General features: G+C 35.5%; 12 protein-coding genes. 4 read left to right on the top strand and 8 right to left on the bottom strand.

What is annotated here, in order from left to right; genetic code table 11:
- Positions 1–226 precede the first annotated feature (226 nt).
- Positions 227–3,013, bottom strand: coding sequence for a pyruvate, phosphate dikinase (ppdK, locus tag ASC72_RS16060; protein WP_082564329.1), 2,787 nt, complete (start codon positions 3,011–3,013; stop codon positions 227–229).
- 1,365 nt (positions 3,014–4,378) lie between these two features.
- On the opposite strand from ppdK, the gene ASC72_RS24840 reads away from it, so the two are divergent.
- Together ASC72_RS24840 and ASC72_RS16045 are read left to right on the top strand one after the other, a co-directional pair.
- Entirely contained in the window at positions 4,379–4,435 is a 57-nt protein-coding gene (locus ASC72_RS24840; protein ID WP_371258467.1) for a hypothetical protein, read from the top strand.
- 801 nt (positions 4,436–5,236) lie between these two features.
- Positions 5,237–6,280 (top strand): hypothetical protein, encoded by a 1,044-nt coding sequence (locus ASC72_RS16045; protein ID WP_082564328.1) that lies wholly within the window; start codon positions 5,237–5,239, stop codon positions 6,278–6,280.
- 427 nt (positions 6,281–6,707) lie between these two features.
- Here ASC72_RS16045 and ASC72_RS16040 read toward each other — a convergent pair whose 3' ends face one another.
- From ASC72_RS16040 to ASC72_RS16015, 6 genes are all read right to left on the bottom strand, one after another.
- Positions 6,708–8,081, bottom strand: coding sequence for a DUF4302 domain-containing protein (locus tag ASC72_RS16040; protein WP_056192794.1), 1,374 nt, complete (start codon positions 8,079–8,081; stop codon positions 6,708–6,710).
- Positions 8,082–8,108: 27 nt separating this feature from the next.
- On the bottom strand, positions 8,109–8,969 hold the full coding sequence (locus tag ASC72_RS16035) for a substrate import-associated zinc metallohydrolase lipoprotein (RefSeq protein ID WP_056192791.1): 861 nt from the start codon (positions 8,967–8,969) through the stop codon (positions 8,109–8,111).
- A 15-nt stretch (positions 8,970–8,984) separates the two neighbouring features.
- The gene (locus tag ASC72_RS16030) at positions 8,985–10,460 is read right to left on the bottom strand and encodes a RagB/SusD family nutrient uptake outer membrane protein (RefSeq protein WP_056192789.1); all 1,476 of its coding nucleotides are present in this window, start codon (positions 10,458–10,460) and stop codon (positions 8,985–8,987) included.
- Positions 10,461–10,472: 12 nt separating this feature from the next.
- Complete coding sequence (locus ASC72_RS16025; protein ID WP_056192787.1) at positions 10,473–14,147, bottom strand: SusC/RagA family TonB-linked outer membrane protein; 3,675 nt, start codon at positions 14,145–14,147, stop codon at positions 10,473–10,475.
- 197 nt (positions 14,148–14,344) lie between these two features.
- Positions 14,345–15,460 carry a FecR family protein gene (locus ASC72_RS16020; RefSeq protein ID WP_056192785.1) on the bottom strand — a complete coding sequence of 372 codons (1,116 nt, stop codon included), beginning with the start codon at positions 15,458–15,460 and terminating at the stop codon, positions 14,345–14,347.
- A gap of 72 nt (positions 15,461–15,532) precedes the next feature.
- The gene (locus tag ASC72_RS16015; protein ID WP_056192782.1) at positions 15,533–16,150 is read right to left on the bottom strand and encodes an RNA polymerase sigma factor; all 618 of its coding nucleotides are present in this window, start codon (positions 16,148–16,150) and stop codon (positions 15,533–15,535) included.
- Between the two features lie 1,007 nt (positions 16,151–17,157).
- On the opposite strand from ASC72_RS16015, the gene ASC72_RS16010 reads away from it, so the two are divergent.
- A complete protein-coding gene (locus ASC72_RS16010; RefSeq protein WP_056192778.1) occupies positions 17,158–17,967 on the top strand; it encodes an oxidoreductase in 810 nt (269 codons plus the stop codon).
- Between the two features lie 8 nt (positions 17,968–17,975).
- Positions 17,976–18,788: an AraC family transcriptional regulator gene (locus ASC72_RS16005; protein WP_056192775.1), complete on the top strand. Its 813-nt coding sequence runs from the start codon at positions 17,976–17,978 to the stop codon at positions 18,786–18,788.
- 427 nt (positions 18,789–19,215) lie between these two features.
- Here ASC72_RS16005 and ASC72_RS16000 read toward each other — a convergent pair whose 3' ends face one another.
- Positions 19,216–19,581 carry a helix-turn-helix domain-containing protein gene (locus ASC72_RS16000; protein WP_056192772.1) on the bottom strand — a complete coding sequence of 122 codons (366 nt, stop codon included), beginning with the start codon at positions 19,579–19,581 and terminating at the stop codon, positions 19,216–19,218.
- Between the last annotated feature and the right edge of the window lie 98 nt (positions 19,582–19,679).

Below are 19,679 nucleotides of genomic sequence, written 5' to 3'. Positions count from 1 at the left end.
AAATTTATTCCTGTAGTTATATGAATTATCTAAACACAATATGCTGTTTTTATGAAGTGTATAATAGTTACCAGACATACGTTAATGAGCAATTTAAAAATCATAATAATTCATAAATTAAAAAGTAACTAAATCAATTTAACTCGATACTCTCTGACATATTAGGAAGGCTGTCCTACGACAGTTTTCCCAATTATTCAAGCTGGAGTATTAAAATTCATAGCCGTTAAATCAGCAGGCTTTCTTGTCTTTTTATTGCGTACTGAGCAGCTGCGTTTATTTTTTTATCTTCTTTGATAGCAGCGTGTGCCGCGGCCAACCTAGCTATTGGTACGCGATAAGGTGAGCAACTTACATAATTTAGTCCTTCATTATGAAAGAACTCCACACTTGCGGGATCTCCGCCATGTTCACCGCAGATACCGATTTTAAGATTCGAACGGCCAATCTTTCCTTTTCGTACAGCCATTGTAACAAGTTGCCCCACGCCTTCCTGATCTAAAACCTGAAAGGGATCATCTTTTACAATACCCTTTTCCAAATACATTGGAAGAAATTTCCCAGAATCATCACGCGAATATCCAAAAGTCATTTGTGTAAGATCGTTAGTCCCAAAAGAGAAAAATTCTGCGTGCTCAGCAATTTTATCTGCAATAAGTACTGCACGCGGTACTTCAATCATTGTACCTACAAGATATTCGATCCGATCACCATACAGTTCAAAAATTTTCTCTGCAGTTTGATTAATTATTTTTTTCTGCATCTGCATCTCTTCCACTGTTCCTGTAAGAGGAATCATTATTTCAGGGCGGCTTTCAATACCCTCATATTTTATATGCAATGCCGCTTCTAAAATTGCAGTTGCCTGCATTTCTGAAATCTCTGGGTAAGTATTTCCCAGCCTACAGCCCCTATGTCCCATCATGGGATTAAATTCATAAAGAGATTCGATTTTTTGCTTAATGATTTCATGTGAAATCCCCATTTCATCTGCCAGTTCTTTCTGGACTTTTTCATCATGGGGAACAAACTCATGCAGTGGAGGGTCAAGAAGTCGTATATTTACCGGCAGCCCGTTCATTAATCTGAATATATCTTCAAAATCCTTTCTCTGCATAGGCAACAGTTTCGCGAGGGCTTTCCTGCGTCCTACTTCATTCTCTGAAAGTATCATTTCACGCATTGACATAATTTTATCATCATCGAAAAACATATGTTCGGTCCTGCAAAGTCCGATTCCTTTGGCTCCAAATCTGCGCGCTGTCATAACATCCTTTGGGGTGTCGGCATTTGTTCTAACCTCAAGCCGGGAGTATTGATCACTAAGATCCATTAATTTTTCAAAATCTGCTGTTAGCTGCGCTTCTGAGGTTTTAAGTTTTCCCTGATATATTTTACCGGTTGATCCGTCCAGAGAAATCCAGTCTCCTTCCTTCAGTGTTAAGTTTTCAGTCTGCATAATGCGTTGTTTGTAATCAATCTTGAGCCTTTCGGCACCTGCTATACAGCATTTTCCCATTCCTCTTGCTACAACTGCCGCGTGAGAGGTCATACCACCTCGTGCAGTAAGTATACCATTTGCTGCAACCATTCCTTTCAAGTCCTCTGGTGAGGTTTCTATACGCACCAAAATTACACTTTCGCCCTCTGACGACCAAAGTTGAGCATCCTCAGCGAAAAAAACGATTCGTCCAGAAGAGGCTCCAGGTGATGCAGGAAGACCTTGCGCAATGATATCGGACTGAATTATTTCACCTTGGTCGAAAATTGGGTGAAGCAGCTCATCCAGCCTTTTTGGATCAACTCTTAAAACAGCTGTCTTTTCGTCTAATAAATTTTCCTCCAGCATATCCACAGCCATCTTTACCATCGCAGCTCCAGTCCTTTTGCCATTTCTGGTCTGGAGTATCCACAGTTTCCCTTCCTGAACGGTAAATTCGATATCCTGCATATCTTTGAAATGTAGTTCCAACACTTCGGCACAGCCAAGTAACTCTTGATAAATCTCAGGCATCATTTCTTCCAGGGATGGAAAATCTATAGATCGAATATCTTCGGCGATGCCAGAGAGGGATGCCCATCTTCTTGAACCTTCAATTGTAATCTGTCGAGGTGTCCTCGTACCTGCAACCACATCTTCTCCCTGCGCGTTGGTCAAAAACTCACCATTAAAGATTTTCTCGCCAGTACTGGCATCCCTTGTAAAGGAAACACCCGTTGCAGACTTTTGCCCCATATTTCCGAAAACCATAGCTTGAACATTAACCGCAGTTCCCCATTCTTGCGGTATATTGTTCATTTCCCTGTAGTATATTGCCCTTTCATTCATCCAGCTATCAAATACGGCAGTAATTGCGCCCCAAAGCTGTTCCCATGGATCACTTGGAAAATCTTTTCCAGTGGATTTTTTAACTAATTTCTTAAAGCTTTGAGCAATATTTTTTAAGTCTTCAGCATTAAATTCACTATCAGTCTGATAGCCCTTTTGGATTTTTGCCTCGTCTAAAATTTCTTCAAATGGGTCTACAAAATCGCCTTCCTCAGGTCTGACGTCCATTACTACCTTGCCATACATTTGTATAAATCTCCTATAGGAATCCCAAACGAAACGAGCATTGTTTGTTTTTTTTATCAACCCTTTAACAATATTTTCATTCAGTCCAAGATTTAAAATAGTATCCATCATCCCTGGCATAGACGCGCGCGATCCAGATCGCACCGAAACAAGACATGGATTATCGACATCTGAAAACTTAGTTCCGGTGCGATCTTCAATAAATTTAATTGAAGCTGTTACTTCATTTTTAATAATACTGATGAGTTTGTCATGTCCTTCGTTAAGGTAGATTCTGCACATTTCGGTTGTAATAGTGAATCCCGGAGGTACTGGAATTCCAAGCAAATTCATTTCGGCAAGATTGGCTCCTTTTCCTCCAAGAAGATTCTTCATTTCGGCATTACCATCTGCTTGTTTATCACCGAAAATAAATACCGTTTTAGTTAAATTGTTCATGTTTTTTTTCTTTTTTTTAATTCAAAATAATATTACGAAATCGATATAGTGATTTGGTTAAAAAAAAATACATGAAAAATAGGCTGCGAATATAAAGTATCCACTGCTTCCAAACTACTTGAGTATTAGAATTTGAATCAGCTTCTTATCAGGTAAAAATTTTAACACCGCGAAGTTATGATATACCTTTCTGTCAATGTGTAACTTTTGTTACATTCTGCATTGAGAAGTAACAAGTGATAAAAAATTATATAAAAATCCTTTCCAATTCCTTAAAATCATTTAAAGCAATTTCAATTTTATTCTTTGTCATTAATTATAAAAATTTGTATTTTTATAATTAAAACAATAAAGAATTATAACATTCATTTTAAACAAATTTGAAATTTGTGGCATATTCGTGGCACAGCAAAAAAAAATATTAAAAATGCAGTATATAAACGGGATGTGACGGTTTTGTTCGAATCCCTCTTTCTCCACGAAGGCCCGAAAACAAGGGAAAAACAAGATTTTCAAAGTTTTCAAAAAAGGCCAAAAAAATCGAAAAACCCTGGAAATACAACGATTTGCAGGGTCTTTTCTTTTATAACGCTTTTCAATATTTACAAAAACACTCAAAAACTTTGTGGCGCATTTTCAATGGAATGGATACCTTTTCTTTAAGAACATCAAACTGGAACGAGATATTCTCGAAAAAGGTGGTGGATCTCTTTTGCAGAAAAGACGAGTACGGTATCAAGTTATCAGAGAAAATGCAGATAAGTTGCCCCATTATCAAAATATGCAAATTTCTTTATGTAGATCCCAGCAGCTATTATAGATGACTGAAAGGACTACCTGCAAGCAGAGATGAACGTAAAGTATTTATTACATCAGAGATTTCAAAAATTTATCATTGGAGGCCGACCGGTTCCAATCTTAAATTGGTGATTTTAACAGATTTAAAAGATTACAGACACTTTGTTTACATCTAAAAAAAATATTATCTTTATTTATCTTAATAAAAAACATTTAATAATCAAAGACGGTTAAAATGAAAAATAAAATTCTTTTTCTGTTTTTTATTCCTTATTTATCCTTTGCCCAAATCGGAATAAACACTACTGATCCCAGAACAACATTAGATGTCAATGGAGCAGTTACAAGTAGAGAAGTAAGCTTTACGGTGGCTTCTAACGCAGTGAACATTAACACAGAAACTTCACTGGCCAATATTATCGGTAATGCTACAGGAACGGTTACGGTAACAGCATATACCCCGACTATTAATGGTCACATGTTAATTATTTCAAATAATACTACAGGTGGTTTTGGTGCAACGTTTGCAGGAACAACTATTCCCAATGCCCAAGCCATAGCTTTTGTATATACCAACAGCGCATGGAAAACTACAATGGGCACATCTACCATATCAACAAATAATCTGTACAATAGTGATGGTACCCTGACTAGTAATCGTACGGTAGCCCTTGGTTCAAATAGTCTTACTTTTACTGGTACAGGAAGAACTGAATTTCAAAATTGGTTCGGGTTTGCAAAAGATACGCGAATGGGGATTTCGACAATATATAATCCTGCTAATGGCGATGTGTACGGTATGGAGCAGGTTTCAACTACCCAAAGCGGTACGACTCCGGCACTGCGTTTATTTACCGCAAGCGTTGCAGCGGCACATCTTGCTTTTGGTAAGTATACCACTGCAACTGCTTATACCGAATATGCCAGATTTACCAACGGGGGAAATTTTGGTATTGCTACCACTACGCCAACTTCTACATTTCAAGTAAATGGCAGCATTGCAAATAGTATCATAGTTATTTCCGGGAACTTAACATTAGATCAGAGTCATAAAACGGTAATTATTCCGCTTGGGTCTGCATTTACCGTTACGCTACCCGCAGCAGCAGGAATACCGGGGAGAGTTTATACCATTGTTAATAATACAGTCGATTCGAAATCCCTTACCGTAAATTATTCTGATTTAACAGGGACTTCTGTAAATACAATCAATGCAGCAAGCAGTGTAGAAGTGCAGAGTGATGGTACAAACTGGCATCAGATACAATAAGACAAGAAGGGTTTTGATAGACTTATCGATGTGAAATTGAAGGTTGAAACTTTTTATCAAATAATTTTTCATCGTAATATAAAGTCATTGCTTAGAAATGACGGCTTTATAAAAATTTGCTTTAAAGTATTACATAATCCAAAAGGACAATTAAAATGAAAAATAAAATTCTGCTCCTGTTTTTTATCCCCTACTTATCCTTTGCACAAATTGGGATGAATACTACTGACCCCAGAACAATGTTGGATGTTAACGGAGCGGTCACTCTTAGGCAGACAAGTTTTACGGTGTCTTCTAATGCGGCCAGTATTAATACTGATACTTCGCTGGCCAGTATTACAGGTACTGCTACAGCTACTGTAACTATAACAGCATTTGTTCCAACTATCAATGGTCACATATTGACCATTTCTAATAATACTACAGGTGGTTTTAGTGCAGCATTTTCAGGCACCACAATTCTCAATGGTCAGGCTGTAACTTTTGTCTATACCAACGGATCATGGAAAACTACTTTAGGATCATCAGTAACCGCGACTGACATTTACAACAGTAATGGTACGATAACAGGTAATCGTACAGTTACTTTAGGAGCTAATAATCTTACCTTTTCGGGCTCCGGAAAGCCTGAATTTCAGGCTCCAGTTGGGTTAGGATTTGCTAAAGATACACGAATGGGAATAGCTGCAATATATTTTATTGCTAATGGTGATGCGTATGGGATGGAAAAAGTTTCTGCTGCCCAAACCGGTACAACAGATGCACTGCGCGTATTTACATCAAATTTTGCAGGAGTACCACCACATCTCGCTTTTGGTAAATATACTAATGCAACGGCTTTTACTACATTTGCAAGGTTCACCAACACAGGGCTTTTTGGAGTCGGAATTTCACCAACATCTACTTTTCAGGTAAATGGCAGTATTGCCAATGCTATCACGGTCATTTCTGCAGACTTAACATTAGATCAAAGTCATAAAACAGTCATCATTCCACTTGGGTCTGCATTTACTGTTACGCTGCCTGCTGCTTCGTCAGGAATAATGGGTCGGATATATAGTATTATCAATAATTCTGCCTTATCAAAGTCCCTTACAGCAAATTATATTAATTTAGCAGGAAGTTCAGTAAATACAATCAATGCCTCAAGCTGTATTGAAGTACAGAATGATGGCATCAACTGGTATCAGATACGATAGATTATTTTATTTCTATATATAGTACCCTGCCAATCCAGAAATACTGATTTTTCTTCTGATTTAAAAGCTTGAGTAATTTCCCTTATTTATAAGTTTGAAAATTATTAATACGAGCGGAGCCGTTGTTGCTAAATCTGGAGTAAAACCAATTGGCATAGATCTTTTACATCATGATTTCATATGAAAAAACCGCCTCAAATTTTGAATTGAGACGGCTTTCAGTAGGTATTATTGATTGTGGGATTGTTTGATCTCGCGCTTACCGGACAAATAATGGTATTACGCGGATCGTTTTGTATCAGAATATAATTTTCTTTTTCAGGAGTTTTAGCAATTCAATTTTGGAAGTATTCGTCAATCGAATCAAACTGTGTCCTGACAACAAAATTCATGGTAACTTTCTTTGTAAAGTGTCTTTAATTAATTTTTAAAGAGAGCTAACAACCATCCTAAAAGGACTTGTTGTACTCGCAAAAGTATAGCCTCTATAACCAACAGTCGGTATCTCTGCGAAATAAAGACCATTAGGATTCATAAACTGATCATCTAGTGCTTTTAAGAAAGAGGGGCGTGAGATTGTTGGTCCCTGCGGAGCAGTCCCTGATTCTCCTGCGATAGCAGTATTTGATTTCCAAACACCTGGAATAAATGTAACGGTTTTGCTTACATCATCTGCTTTTATGGTAAAATAGTGATAATATCTTACTTCTGTTTGGTCGTCACCAGATCTGTATTCTACATAATTAGTCCCATCAGTATTATTAAACCAAAACTGAGCTCTAATAAGCGGTACTCCACTATCTTTCTCTATGTCTTCTAATAAAGATAAAAATAATGCAGAGTTTGGTCCTTCAAATTCCGTAAAACCACGCATATAAGCATAGACATTATTACCGCCTCCGGGTAAAAGCAATTTATAATCATCTGTTAAAACCAAAGGTTTATCACTATATTTAATTGCTGCACTCACACCATTTGTGCCTGTTGCAGTAAAACTCCCTGTACTATCATCATAAATAAATTCAGTTAATTTCTGATCGTTGACCACTACCGCGGGACTTACAGTAATACCTGTTTTTGTAAAAGCGACACCCATATTATAACTTATATTGTAACCATTTTCTACAGAATTTGCAGTTGCAAATCGAGTATTTGAAGCATAATTAAAATCTAATTTATGAATATCGGTACCATCATTAATTTCCAATAATCTAAAAAGAGGGCGCTTATCTGAACCTATTACATTTTGAGCCATTTCTGTATTTAGTTCAAGATCTGTCCAATCTTCAGCTGTTGCTTTTACGAAGCGTAATTCCTGAAAACTACGATTGGTTTTAAAAATTATTTCACCATTTTCCTGCCCGTAATATAGAAATTGAAAACCTCCTTTGTATCCTTTACCTTTTAATCCCGCAGTAGGATAATTATTTGAATCAGATAACAAGTGTATTCTGTTTTTAGTAGAGAATAATAAACTAACTGTGCTTCCTATCTCAATACTGTAATCGCTGTTATAAATATTGGTATCGCTATCAAAATCAGATGCCATGGCTACTTTTCCGTCAGCAGAAAATTTAAACAGATGTGTAAATCCGCCAAGTTGTGTATTATCTGTATAATAAACAGCTTTCCATCCGTATTCAGACGAAAGCAAGACATCATTAAGCTCTTTTTTTTGGGCATTTATTCTTTCTGTTGGCGTCTTATCAAATTTTTGTTCTGCTTCATTCTTGTCGCAAGCTCCTAATTGCGTTGCCAGAAAAGCAATAATCAGAAACTTAAATATATTTTTTATTTTCATAATGTTTTCTTTTTTATCTCAATTAGCCTAATTTCCATTTAGTACAGCTGTAGTATTTTTTTCTGCCTCATCCCTTAAAGCGTAAAAATCCAGATTGAACTCTCTTTTGAAATATTTGACAACAATAGCTTCTTTGGCTCTTATCGCAGCAACAGCTGTCTCACTGTGTATACCTGCCAAAAAGGTCTCATATTCATCTTTAGAGTTAATTAGCATAATAGAAGCCATTTCAGCAAAATCCTCATTAATATTCGATTTCGCATAAGCTGTAATAAATCCTTCTTCATTAGCATCCTGATCTGAGGTAGCATACCAGTTTGCCGTATAACCGGATGGTGTTATTTTTGCCATCGATTTTTCATCATATGGTTTATGCTGATTCAAAATATGAATGTATTCATGCTGGATCGTATGGATAAATCGTTTTACGTTTTCTCTGTCTGTGACATCTACATTATCAGTTTCAAAAAGTGTTACTCTTTGCCCACCTTCTGCCAAACCCAAAGTAATGGTTCCGGTTAAATCCAAATTCATTCCCCCAACCATTACAATTTCCCGCGGAGCAATTTTCTTTACAAAAGCACGACCAGCAATTGTTGTATAACTATCTAACCAGATTTTTTGTATAATTTCTAAAACGGTCTGTACTTTATCTTCCTGGGGCGGATACAGGTAGCGATTATTGTCAACGGTATTCTGGTTCCATTTGTATTGAATATTTATGTTATAAGGATTTGAATAATTAGCGGTAATCCAATTATCTAACGTTGATTGTGGAGGATTTATAACATCCAATTGACTGCCTTCAGGCTGATCCTCATGTGTACATCCCGAAAAAGCAATTGCAGCTATTGCTAAAAAAGCCATATATTGTTTTATTATTTTCATGTGCTTGATATTAATTTATCTTGGATTTTTTTCGATACCATTTGTTGATGCCTGAAGTGGTATTTGTAATGCCCGACGATTGTCATCTTTAGTTAAAATATTTGTTGGTCCATTATACATTTCATGTTTAACCTCTAAATTAAATCGTTTAACATCAAACCATCTCATGCCTTCCTGTACAAAGTCTTTCCTGCGGAGTTCTCCTATAGCATTTATGTATGATTTTTGCAAATCTGTCAGAGCATAAAAAGGAGCATATTTATTTTGGCTTGCAGGATATTTATTAACTATTAATTCATCAGTTAAAACATCGGTTGCCGGATCATAATTCGCCGTTCTTGTTCCAATAAAATACTGCAATGCCGTTCTTGCCTCCTCTATTCTGTTTGCCATCACAAGTGATTCTATCCTATTCAAATAGAATTCATCGTTACTGAATAATACTATTGCAATATATCCGTAACCAATACCTGCATTGGCATTTGTATATTTGAACTGTTCATTAAACTTAGGTACAAATGATGTATTATTATTGTAACTTAAGAACACATAGAGCCATTCTTTATTAAAAATATTTGTTGCGTCACCTAAAATTTCATCTTGTCTGGCTAGTGTAAGCTGAAACCTGTTTAGATAAAAAGATCTTGAATAATAAGACGGCACGGAGACAATCAATAAATTTGTTTCCTGAGTTGGCTCTGCATAAATTCTTAATTGAGTATCATAATCAAGACTCAGATAAGATTTAAAATCTCTTAGTTTTCCATCCGGATTAGCTGCTAATTGATCTGTAAGTTCAATAACTTTGTCCCAATTTCCTTTTATTAAATAAAAACGTGATGCAAAAGCTTTAGCTGCCTCTTTATTAAAATGGAATTTGCGCAGATTTTGATCGTCGGTAACATATTTTAGACCTTCTTCTATATCATTTTCCAGATAGTCAAAAACTTCCCTCATAGAATTTCTTTTGTATTTTTTGATCAATACATCTTCCGGTTCTCTTACATACGGTATTCCCAAATCTGTATCAGCAGTAGCCGGATCATAACGTTTAGACCAAAAAGAAACCAACATAAAATGTGCATAAGCCCTTGCCATTAGGGCCTCTCCCTTTTGCGGATTGAGGTTTGCCGGGCTGCCTAACTGCTCAATAGCATCAAGTGCTTTATTGGCATGGGCAATTGCATTATAACAGGCATTCCAATAATTGGCCTGCGTATCGGTAGTAGTACTATTGTTCATTTCCCAATTGTAATTTTCTGAATTTATAGTTGTAAATAATCCAGTATCACCACTATCAAAAACATTGTCAGTCATGGTTTCTGCAAACTCTGTATAACATGCATTTGGATAAGCATTAACCAGCAATTCAGAAATTTTTTCAGGTGTATCTATTTGTGTCCTGTTATCGGGGGTTTCAGAAAGAAATTCATCACAACTGATAAAACTTACAGGTAGTAATAATGCCAGTAGAATTTTTAATTTTTTCATAATATTTATAGGTTATAATGAAACGTTTAGAGTAAATGTATATTGAGTCGTAATTGGTAATGCTACACCTCCTGTATTACGAAATTCCGGATCCTGACCGTTTAATCTTTTATCGGAATAAATTAATAAGGGATTAACTGTTGATCCTTTTAATGTAAAATTTGTTACTCCTATTTTTTGTTTGAAAGCTTTAGGGAACTCCCAACTTAGGGATACATTTTTTAATCTGACAAAATCTCCATCTGCAATACGCACATCCGAGAAATTGTATGTGTTATAAGCAATCCCTAATGATTTGGACTGGGCATTATAATTACTAATCAAAGCCTTATCTGCAATTACCGGTACATTAGTATTATTTTCATCTCCCGGATTAATCCAACGATTGGTAAAATCTTTTGTAAAAACAGTTAAGTCATCGTATTGGCCGGAATAAACAGGATTCAAACGAACTTTATTTCCTCCTGATGCAACAACAAAGACGTATAATGACCAGTTTTTGTAGGTAAAAGTATTGGAGAGCCCAAAAGATTTATTAGGTTCGATAGAACCCTCATATTTCAAATAATTAGTTACATTTTCACTATCATAAAAATTGGCACCGGCAATATTATCCAATTGCCCATCTTTCATTATAAAAGTTGGCAATCCCTGATTATTTAATCCTGTAAAATGATAAGAATAAAGAGAATTTCGTGGGTGGCCAATAGTATTCCCTCCCGTTCCTTCGATTAATTCAAAAGCTGATGCCTGGCTCTCTAATTTTGTAATTTTCTGATTATATATAGAAAAATTAAAATTGGTTGACCATTTAAAATCTTTAATAGCTATATTTTTAGAAGACAGGCTAATTTCAAGACCTTTAGTTTCCATATCGGCATTATTACCCTGTTTCATTGTTTGTCCTCCAATTCCTGATGTCATTACATAATCAACTAAATCAAAAGCTTTACGGCTGTATACATCAGTTGTTAATTGTAGCCTGTTATTGAATACACCCATATCAAAACCTAAGTTGGTTTCAAATTGTTTTTCCCAGGTTAAATCTTTATTTTGCAATTGGTCTATACTAATCCCGGATTCTCTGTCGCCAAGATTTATACGATCGGTGATAAAACTTTTATAAATTGCTAATGAATTGGTAGCCGGGCCAGCCGTTGCGGTAAGTCCGTAAGAAGCTCTTAATGCCAAAGTATTTACAGATTCAATATCTTTCATGAAATTTTCTTCCTTAACATTCCATTTTCCGCTAAGCGTATAGGTCGGCAGCCAACGAGATGAATTACTGCTGCCTTGTCTGTTTGAACCATCATAACGTCCGGTAACTGATGCTGTATAACGTCGGTCGTAGGTATACCCCGCTTTTCCAAAAAAACCTACCGTTCTTTCTCTTTCCGCATTAAACCCAAAATACGAACCTCCTTCAGTGATAGTTTTCTCCAATATTCTTGGATCTGTAAAACCAGTGAGACCTTTATTGTATTGTATTCCATAAGCAGTAAAATTGTCGTTATTTCTATTTAAAGACCGTAACTCCGTACCAAACAATCCCTCAAGCTCATGTCTGAAATTTAAAGTACGTCTATAGCTCACACTATTTCTTATATAATAGGAAGTCAGATCGTCTGTAAATTTTCTTAACATTCCACCATTGGGAAGAACGGCAACTTTTGGAGCTGTTAAATCATTTGGATCCTGGTATAAAAAAATATTCGCATCTCTCACAGCAGTTGTTTCCGTGGCATTATAAGCTCCTACTATATTTGAATTTTCAAGAATTTTATGTTCCCTGCCAGTGTTGGCATAACGTGCTGAACCCGCGAGATTATAAGTCAGGTAAGGATTAACTTTATATTCTAAATCCATTTGGAAACGAATATCTTTTACCTGAATTTCCATAAAATTATTTTTAAGTTCATTTAAAATATTAAAAGGCGCCCAATTACTTCTATAATATTCCAAATTCCCATTATCATCGTAAGGTCTTAGCGTTCGGTTTGTATTTAAGGCATATTTAAAAGGATTAATATCAAAATTTCGGGTTGTCGTTCCAAAATAACCGTCCATTTCACTATCATAACTTCCAGGAGCACCCTGGTTCCTTAGAGAAGCCTGTGTAGTTAGTGTAATATTTAAGTCCTCATTAATATAAAAAGTACCTTTCAAATTTGATGATACTTGTTTTACATGATCAGCAATACTCCAGCCCGGATCACTATAATAACCTAATGAAGCGTACATCGCACTTTTTTCTCCTCCTCCCGAAAAACTCAGGGAATGATTTTGGGCAATCGAAGGTCTAAAAAGCACCTTAAACCAATCTGTATTGGCTAGTTCATATTTTCTTAAAAAAGCACTACGTCCAACTGGGTTATTATCTACTAAATAGCTGTCTGTTTCGGGAACATACGTATTAATTCCTCTTGCCAAAATATTATAAACACCCCCGTAACGTCCTTGTACAGTTGAAGGCAAATCTAAAAATCCTTTTGCTTCAACTTCTTTCAAAACACTCATTGTTTCTTTTGAATTCAAAATATCATATTGAGTATAATTAGGAGTTGTTCTGGTCGTTTGATCTAATGAATAGGTTATCTTTAATGGAGAATCTTTTCGTCCTTGTTTTGTAGTGACAACTACAACTCCATTTAAAGATCTTGATCCATAAATCGAAGTTGCAGATGCATCTTTCAAAATTTCAATACTCTGTATATCATTAGGATTAATTCCGGCAATTGAAGAACTTAATAACGTTGCTGAATTTCCGGAAGCCAAATCAGATACAGACACGTTAACGATATCTTCCTGCACAACACCATCAATAACCCATAATGGCTTTGTATCTCCAAAAATTGAAGAAGATCCACGAACTGTAATTTTTGGAGCAGTACCAAAGGTTCCCGAAATATTCTGTACGGTAACCCCAGCCGCTTTTCCTTCTATTGCCCTGCTTATATCTGCTAATCCGTCAACTTTAAGTTCTTCAATAGGAATTTTACTAATGGCCCCCGTAAAAGTTCTCTTGGAGGTTTTCTCATAACCCGTTATAACTATAATTTCTTTTAGGCTTTGCCATGCCTCAGCTAAAACGATTGTTGGAGAAGTATTCTCTACACCAATTTCTTTGGTTTCCATACCAACATAAGAAATAATCAGCTGGTGACAATTGGGTGGTATTTTGATCGAAAAGGTACCATCAAAATCAGTTGACACGGTTATTTTACTCCCTTTGGCTGTTACTGTCACCCCTGGCAGAGGTACACCGTTTTGGTCAGTAACTTTTCCTTTAATAACAGGTTCAATAACAGGATCAATAAAACTATTTGATTTTATATTTTGCAGAACAATCTGATTGCTTACTTCAATAAAAGTAATATTGAGTGGTTTCAGGATTCTAGTAAGAATACTTGACAATGTTTCCTGATGAGCCTTGATAGTAACTTTTTGGTTTAGCTGCAGTAATGAATTGTACGAAAATTTTACATGTGCAGACTTTTCAAGTTTAATTAATGCATTATCCAGGCTTAAGTTTTCAACTGTAATAGTGACTTTTGTATCTAATTTTCCTTGCCCATTCACATTGTTTGCCAGAGTAACACTTGAAAATATAAGTGCGCAGACAAACTGAAATAGTGTTATTTTCGAGATTCGATAGCGTAATCGTTGTTTACCAACTGATTTTTTCATAATTTTGATTTGTTTTGATTAATACTGTTCAAGCGTATTTTTTAGAAACACAATAAAATGACTCTTTCCAGAGAGTTATTTTATTTTATCAAGTGTCGGATATGTTGCAACATTTCGACACTTTTTTTATATAGTTTTATCACATAGGCAGTAATTTCGTTTTAATAAAAGTTATAAATAGTTTAATTGTATGCTGCTTAATAACAACCCTCTGAGGTTATTACAACCTGATTTCCATTCATTTCAAATCCTGTATCATGGCCAATACTTTCACAAATAATTTTAAGTTTTTCTGACAATGGCTGGTCACTTAATGAAGCTGTTAAATGACAATCTTTTAATTTATCCTTAGGAAAATCAATTTTGATCAGATATGCCTGCTCTATTGTTCTAAGAATTTGATCTACAGGAATATCAGTAAATTCAAAACTTAATTGTTCAATTTTGCCAACATTACTGGTCAAGGTCTTGTCTTCTGTGATATTGGTGATCTTATTGAAACTTAAATCACTTCTGAAAAAGCGTACGGCTTCATTTGGAAGTAAAACAATCTCTTTTTTCTGATCTGAATTTGAAGCCAATTCGTTTGAACTTACCCTGACTTTACCTGTACGGACAAGCACTTCAATATTTGGTTGATCCGCGTACGCTTTTACCCTAAAGCTTGTACCAACTACTTTTGTAATAATTTCATTTGCGTAAACAAAAAAAGGATTATGGGAATCTTTAGTAATTTCAAAGAAACCTTCGCCGGATAAATAAACTTTCCTTTCGTTTCCTGTAAAGATCTTAGGATAACTTAATTTACTATTGGGCTCTAATAAGACAGAACTGCCATCAGAGAGCGTAATTACTTGCGGCTTGTCAGAATTATTTGTTTGCTCAACAAGTCCTTCGTTACTATCATTAACGAGTTCTTTGTATGTAACAAAAGTAGGATTAGTTCGAAATTGATTATTATAAAACCAAACCGATAAAAAGGCAAAAAATAGAGTAGCTGCAACTCCTGTTAGCCAATACTTTTTCAGGTATCTCTCAGTATTGCTTTTAGTTGATTTGTTGAGATTTTCCCTCTCTTCAATTTTAACCCATGTTGATTCGAATGCAGTATTTAGTTCTGAAGAAGAAATAATATAAGGCACTTTCATTGCCAGCAACAAAAGCCGGGCATCTTCAACCATTTTAGCGCGTTGTTGATTCTCTAAAGTCCATTCTTCCCAGCCATGCTCATCAACTTTGGACAAAATCCATGTTCGGAATGATTCATCAGATAAGAAATCTTCAATTTCGATATAATAATTACGTTTTTGCATCTATAAATTAGGGTTACAAAAACACAGAGGGCAGTTTGGTTATAAAGTACTCACCAAACTATATATTTTTTTTTAAATAAATTTAAAAGCACCTGAGGACAGCAATGCAATAATTGAAAGATGACCCTTCCATTCTGAGCGAAGCTTAAATAATCCGCGATGCAAAAGATTCTTTGCCGATTGGTAATTAACATCTAACATTTCTGCAATCTCTTCTACACCCAGGCCTTGATTATATCTTAAAAATATAGCTTCTTTTTGACGAGGGGGTAAATCGTTTAATAATTTATTGAGGTAAAAAACATTTTCCGCAGTTTCTTCATCATCAATAAGTTCTTTCTCAATTGAAAAATCAAAAAGAAATTCAATTGAATCTGTAGTTGTAGTTTTTCTAAAAATATGATCCCGCTCGTACAAACGTGCAATTCTCTTTCGTACACTTGACAATAAATAAGCCTTTACCACATTTGGTTCTTGCAAGGATTCACGATATAACCAAACATCTGCAAACACGTCCTGGACACAATCCTGAACTCTTTCAGGAAAACGATAAAATGAGTTTCCATAACTAATTAAATCACCGTAGTACTTTTCAAAAAGCAGAGAAAATGACTTTTCGTCGCCCGCTTTAAGTTTATTCCAAAGCTTGTGGTCATCGTAGGTTTTCGTTGTCAGAGATTGGGTCTTCATAAAAAAATGTTTTTTAGTAAAAAATTTTCACCTGCAAACCTCATTAAAACTTCTTTACGCCATGGTATCCTTTTGTATCAAAAAGCTGCCTTGTTTATTAAATATAATGGTATCGACCAAACTATCGGATTTATAGTTATAACTGGATAAAAAATAAAGGTTGGTTTGTAAATATTACTGTTGGAGATATTCAATATGGTTTTGAAATCTCATCCTGCTACGGTACAAAATATTCCCTAACCGGAATGTTAACGATGCACAATATAACCAAGAAGGTTACTATGACGATGGTACACAATGGGACCATAAACAATCCAGTGACGAAAAAAAAAGGCTGGTTTTCAGATTACCGATACGATACGTCGTTCGTATTTCGAAATAGGAGGCAAGTTTCCTGGGACATTGGTAGGGATGACGATTTTATCATCACAGATACTGAAATACAGTTGCAGTAAGATGATCTGGAATGGAAACGAATACAAAATTCGCAATGAAACAAAAATCGTTATGTTCATTTTGGGAAGAGAATCTAAAATAGGCTTTTGACCTTACTGTCGGGTTGGCATCAGGACGGCTGTGGGCTGTAGCAGGAAATTCAAGCGTAATTTTTCTGTTTATTTTTTATATTTCAGCAGAATGTTTGGCTTTGATTTCCCCTTGAACCCAAAGCCCCGAAACGTCACCAAATAGTTCATTTTATATTTTCGAAAAATATCAAACTGCCATCAAGTGTTGATTGCTATCCCTGACATTTCACGATAATTTGCAAACCTCCAAAATCATTTGATTTTGGAGGTTTGCAAATTTTGTAAATTCAACCTTAATATGTTTAGACTTGATCCAGCCACAATCCAATTTTAAGCAACAATGCAAATTGTTTATCAAACTCAGACAAATAGCTGCTTTGAAAATTATAAATTGAGCTTTTCACCAAACAAAATTGGTCTTGTCAGAAAACCCTATGCAAACAGTCTTGATCTAATTTTGTACAATAAAAATAAAGAATTATGACAAAGACAGTATTAGTAACTGGTGCTTCAGCAGGAATTGGTAAAGCGACAGCTATTTATTTAGCACAAAATGGTTACAATGTCTATGGTGCCGCACGCCGAACAGATAAAATGGAAGATCTTAAAAGCTTTGGCATTAAACCGATTGCCCTGGATGTAACAAAAAAGGAAAGCATGTCTGCATGCGCAGAACAAATTTTAAAAGAAGCAGGAAGCATTGATATTTTAGTAAATAGTGCGGGCTTCGGATCAGCCGGCGCAATTGAAGACTTACCGATGGAAGATGCACGCTATCAGTTAGAAGTAAATGTATTTGGTGCACAGCAATTGACACGGCTGGTGCTGCCCAAAATGAGAGAAAATAAATTTGGTAAAATCGTAAATATTTCATCAATTGGCGGAAAAATTGCCTTCCCTCTTAATGGCTGGTATCACGCTAGTAAATTTGCTTTAGAAGCATTAAGTGACAGCTTGAGGATGGAAGTAAAACAATTTGGAATTGATGTAATTGTAATAGAACCTGGTGGAATAAAATCTGAATGGGGAGATATTGCAAATGATAATATGAAGCGTATTTCTGGAAAAACAGCCTATAAGGAAATGGTGGAAAGTGCACAAAGAGCAACGGCAAATTTGAAATTACCCGAACCAATTGTAATTGCGAAATTGATTAAAAGCAGTATTGAGGCGAGAAACCCAAAAACAAGATATGTTGGTGGTTTTTCAGCTAAACCATTTTTGATGATAAGAAAACTTCTTTCTGACAAACTAATGGATAAACTGATAATGAGCCAAATGAAGAAATAATTAATCCTATGCAAAATGTAGTACAACAACATAATATTTTATACTCCTGTGTAGGCGAACAGAAACAAGGGGAAGAACCATTCGTTCCCGAACATGTTTTGGGTTTAATAATACAGGGGAGTATAGATGTTTTTACAGAAAATGGTATAGAAAGTTTAGGGAAGGGTTCCTTAAGTTTGGTTCGGAAAAACCAGTTGATAAAAGCTGTAAAAAAACCCGATACAGGAAAGCCGTTTATGGGCATTTATATCTTATTAGATTCTAACACACTTAAAAAGTACTGTGTCGAACACAGCATAGAGACTAGTCGAATGTATGCAGGAGAGCCAAACATAAATTTACAGTTGGATCCTTTTATGAAAGGTTATTTTGATTCGCTAATGCCTTATTTTGATGAACCCGAAAAGCTAACAGAAAATTTGGCAAGAGTAAAAACTATTGAGGCTATTGAGTTGTTACTTCGTAATCCTTTATTGAAAAATTTTCTGTTTGATTTTAGCGAGCCACATAAGATTGACTTGGAGGCCTACATGAACAGATATTTTTCATACAACGTTCCTATAATACAATTTGCTACGCTCACAGGTCGTAGTCTTTCATCATTTAAAAGGGATTTTGCAAAGTTATTTAGTACATCACCAGAAAAATGGCTTCAAAACCGTAGATTGGAAATGGCATATTTTCTCATTTCTCAAAAGAAAAAACGCCCAACGGAAGTATATTTGGAAGTTGGTTTTGAGAATCTTTCTCATTTTTCAACCGCATTTAAAAATAAGTTTGGTGTAAATGCCTCTTTATTGTACAATGAAATCAAACCTTAAAGATGTGTTTATGATGGAGTACATACCTTTTTTGCCACAAAAATTTAATTTGTATTTTTCTTCAATTTGTTTCACACAATTTAAAAGAATTAGATTTTTTTATTATTCCATATAAAACTATATTTTTACTTAGCAAACAATTATGAATTACAACATTCATATTAAACAAGGTAAACTCTCCTATTTTATTGAAAAATGGTCAAAAATTGACAATTTGAAATTTGTGGCACATTCGTGGCACAGTAGAAATGGAGTGGATACCTTTTTTGCCACAAAAAGTTAAGGCGATTTTTAAAGATATTTGACCATTATAAGTTTTGTGGCAGAATCGTGGTGCGTAAGTCTTGACCTGGTACTTAATTCATTAAAATCAAACTTTTCTCTTCTGAGGTTCGAATGGCAGAGCGACCACAAAAAATGAGAAAACCTATAACTGGCCGCTAAGATCTTTGTGTCGCTTTCCCCAATCTTCCATCTGCTGTATTATAGGCCTTAATTCATAGCCTATCTCTGTTAGCTCATACTCCACTCTAGGAGGAACTTCGGCATGTATCTTTCTAGTTATGATGTTATCCTTTTCCAGCTTTCGCAGCTGCAACGTCAACATGCGTTCAGTTATGTTTGGAATGGATTTCTTCAACTCTCCAAAACGCATCTTGCCTTGCAACAACCAAGAGCAAATTACAAGGGACCATTGACCGCCAATGATGTTTGCCGCATATACCTCTGAACACTCATCTGCCAAAGCCTTTTTGTTCTCAAAATTGGTGGAGGTCTCCTTAATCTTTGTCATTACTTACATTTTTGATAGTACCATACAATTGGGTGGCAGGGAATCTACTATGGCTTTTAAGTTATAGCTTTGTAGAGCGATCCTAATATTAAACGATC

Origin of the sequence: Flavobacterium sp. Root420 (assembly GCF_001427905.1) — a bacterium.
GTDB lineage: Bacteria > Bacteroidota > Bacteroidia > Flavobacteriales > Flavobacteriaceae > Flavobacterium.
The sequence above is the reverse complement of the archived record's forward strand: the minus strand, read 5'-3'. Positions and strand labels throughout refer to the sequence as shown.